General features: G+C 61.2%; 3 protein-coding genes. All 3 read left to right on the forward strand.

Features of this window, described 5'->3' with window-relative positions; genetic code table 11:
* Positions 1 to 82: 82 nt before the first annotated feature.
* From tnpA to tnpC, 3 genes are read left to right on the forward strand one after another with little or no spacing between them, the layout of a single operon-like run.
* Entirely contained in the window at positions 83 to 556 is a 474-nt protein-coding gene (gene tnpA / locus ABIB95_RS47250) for an IS66-like element accessory protein TnpA (RefSeq protein ID WP_354249226.1), read from the forward strand.
* A complete protein-coding gene (gene tnpB, locus ABIB95_RS47255; protein WP_148750250.1) occupies positions 537 to 890 on the forward strand; it encodes an IS66 family insertion sequence element accessory protein TnpB in 354 nt (117 codons plus the stop codon). Before tnpA ends, tnpB begins: the two co-directional genes overlap by 20 nt.
* 52 nt (positions 891 to 942) lie before the next feature.
* Complete coding sequence (tnpC, locus tag ABIB95_RS47260; protein ID WP_354249228.1) at positions 943 to 2,514, forward strand: IS66 family transposase; 1,572 nt, start codon at positions 943 to 945, stop codon at positions 2,512 to 2,514.
* The last annotated feature ends 79 nt before the right edge of the window (positions 2,515 to 2,593 follow it).

Here is a 2,593-nt window from a genome sequence, read left to right on the forward strand (position 1 = left end):
GTAAGCGCGAATTTCCCTGCACCTTTTGCTTTTGGGTGCTCTGATGCATGAGGTGTCCACCAAAATAGGTGGACACCTTGTGATGGCAGACGATGATCAGAAACTGCGGGTCAGGCTTGTTGGTCGGAACGGTCGCCGGCGCTACGAGGCGACATCGAAGGAGCGTCTTGTCGCGAGTTGTCTTGAGCCTGGCGTTTCGGTATCGAGACTTGCGCTCGAACACGGGGTCAACGCGAACCTGCTTCGGAAATGGATCAAGAAGCACACCGCGACCAGGTCTCTCCCGCGGTCTTCCCCATCGGCGTTCATCCCGGTTCAACTTGAGGGGGCTTCCGATCGCGCCCTGTCGCGGGGGAGCAGCGTGGCGATGGTGGGTTTGCCGGCGGCTTGCGATGAAGTGCGCGGGTCGGAACCCAAGGGGACTACAGCTTTTTGTTCTCCGGCCAAAGTGAGCGCGTCGCTGCCGAACGGCGTGAAGGTCGCGCTGGAATGCGGCGATGTGGATGCATTGACGGCGATCATCGGAGCCCTGGGCCATGTTCAGACTGGGCGGTGACCTGCAGGTCTATCTGCACCGTGAGCCGATCGACTTCCGGGCTGGCATCAACAGCCTTGCGGTTCTGGTCCAGGAGACGATGGCGCTCGATCCGTTCGCTCCGGCGGTTTTTGCGTTCTGCAATCGCCGTTGCGACCGGATGAAGTTGCTGTTCTTCGACCGGTCCGGCTTTGTGCTGGTCCTGAAGCGGCTGACCGAGGACAAGTTCCGATGGCCGCGCCGCCAGGAGGCGGTCGTCACGCTGACGACCGAGCAATTGCACTGGATACTTGACGGCATCGATATCGATGCGATGGTCCGCCATCCGGTGCGGCAATATCAGGTTGCCGGCTGAGCTCTCGAGTTGAGCGGTTGACGCGTCGGTACGGTTCAGATTCAAGAATCCGATGAATCGAACCGGCGAACCGAGTGTCGAAGCGCTGTTGGCGCGCATTGCTGCGCTGCAGGTGGAGAATCGTCAGCTCACGGGGCGCGTCGTCAGGCTCGAGGAAGAACTGGCGCTGGCACGCCTGCATCGTTTTGCGCCGCGCAGCGAAAAGCACGTCGACCGTCTGTTCAATGAAGCCGAGCAGGCCGCCGACGAGGATGATGCCGGCAGCGAAACGGACAATATCGCCGAACTTCCGGACACGGGCTTGCCACCCGTCGAAAGCACAACGGGAAAGAAGCGCGGCCGCAGACCGCTGCCGGGGAACCTGCCGCGTGAGCGGGTCGAGTATGACCTGCCCGACGATCAGAAGGCGTGTCCTTGCTGCCGTGGCCAGATGCATCGCATGGGCGAGACTGTCACCGAGCAACTTCATATCGAGGTGAAGGCGAAGGTTTTACAGAATGTGCGCTTCAAATATGGGTGCCGCCATTGCGATCGCACCGGGATCAATGCCCCTGTCGTGACCGCGCCGATGCCGACGCAGCCCTTGCCGGGCAGCGTTGCCACGGCCTCAACGCTGGCGTTCGCGCTGGTTCACAAATATGTCGATGGCACGCCGCTCTACCGTCTGGCGCAGGCCTTCGAACGCGCAGGTGTTCCTGTCAGCCGCGGCGCTTTGGGTCACTGGGTGATCGGCTCGAGCGAGAAGCATCTGCATCGCATCTCAGACGCCCTGAAGCTGCGGCTCAGACTGCAACCTCTCATCCATGGCGACGAGACGACGGTTCAGGTCCTCAAGGAGAAGGACAAAAAAGCCACCAGCACATCGTACATGTGGGCTTATCGCAGCGGCCAGGGCAGTCACGAGCCCATCGTTCTTCTGGATTATCAGCCGGGCCGCGGCCAGATCCACCCGCAGGCCTTCCTCGGCGATTACCGTGGCATCGTGATGAGTGACGGCTATACCGCATGGCGCACGCTGGAAGGGGCCACCCACATTGGATGCATGGCCCACTCCCGACGGCGCTTTGTCGATGCCCTCAAGGCGAGGAAGAAGGGCGGCGGTCCGCCCGAGCAGGCGCTGCGGTTCTTCGAACAGCTTTACCGGGTTGAAAGGCAGGCGCGGGACGAAAAACCAGACAGAGGCGAAACGCCAGATCAATGCATTCGCCGCTTCCGCCAGCAACACAGCATTCCCGTCCTGAACGCCCTCAAGGAATGGCTCGATCAAATCGCCCCGAAAGTCTTGCCCGACAGCAAGCTTGGCGATGCCGTATCCTACACTCTGAACCAATGGGAATATCTGACGCGCTACACGCAAGACGGCAGGATGCCGATCGACAACAATCTCCTGGAGCGCGATATCAGAATCTTTGCCACTGGCAGAAAGAGCTGGCTGTTCAGCGACACCGTCGAGGGAGCCAGGGCCAGTGCCGTCGTCTACAGTCTGATGCTGACCTGCCGCGCCTCACGCGTCGAGCCGTTAGCCTGGTTGCGCCACGTGCTCACCGAATTGCCTCAGCGCGCCGACGACGCCGATATTACCGACCTGCTGCCCTTCAACTTCCTCAAAACCGCCGCTGCCTGAACGGGTCAGATGCCGCCCTCGATACGAAGGCCATCCGTCAAAAGCGCGGGCGTCACCGTGCGGAGAAAATCGCGCTTAC

It is taken from the genome of Bradyrhizobium sp. LA2.1 (assembly GCF_040547725.1).
In the GTDB taxonomy this organism is placed as follows: domain Bacteria; phylum Pseudomonadota; class Alphaproteobacteria; order Rhizobiales; family Xanthobacteraceae; genus Bradyrhizobium; species Bradyrhizobium barranii.

Excerpts from the sequence above, each read along its gene's own strand:
- tnpA (WP_354249226.1), top strand. The coding sequence starts at position 83 with ATGGCAGACGATGATCAGAAACTGCGGGTCAGGCTTGTTGGTCGGAAC.
- tnpB (WP_148750250.1), top strand. The coding sequence starts at position 537 with ATGTTCAGACTGGGCGGTGACCTGCAGGTCTATCTGCACCGTGAGCCG.
- tnpC (WP_354249228.1), top strand. The coding sequence starts at position 943 with ATGAATCGAACCGGCGAACCGAGTGTCGAAGCGCTGTTGGCGCGCATT.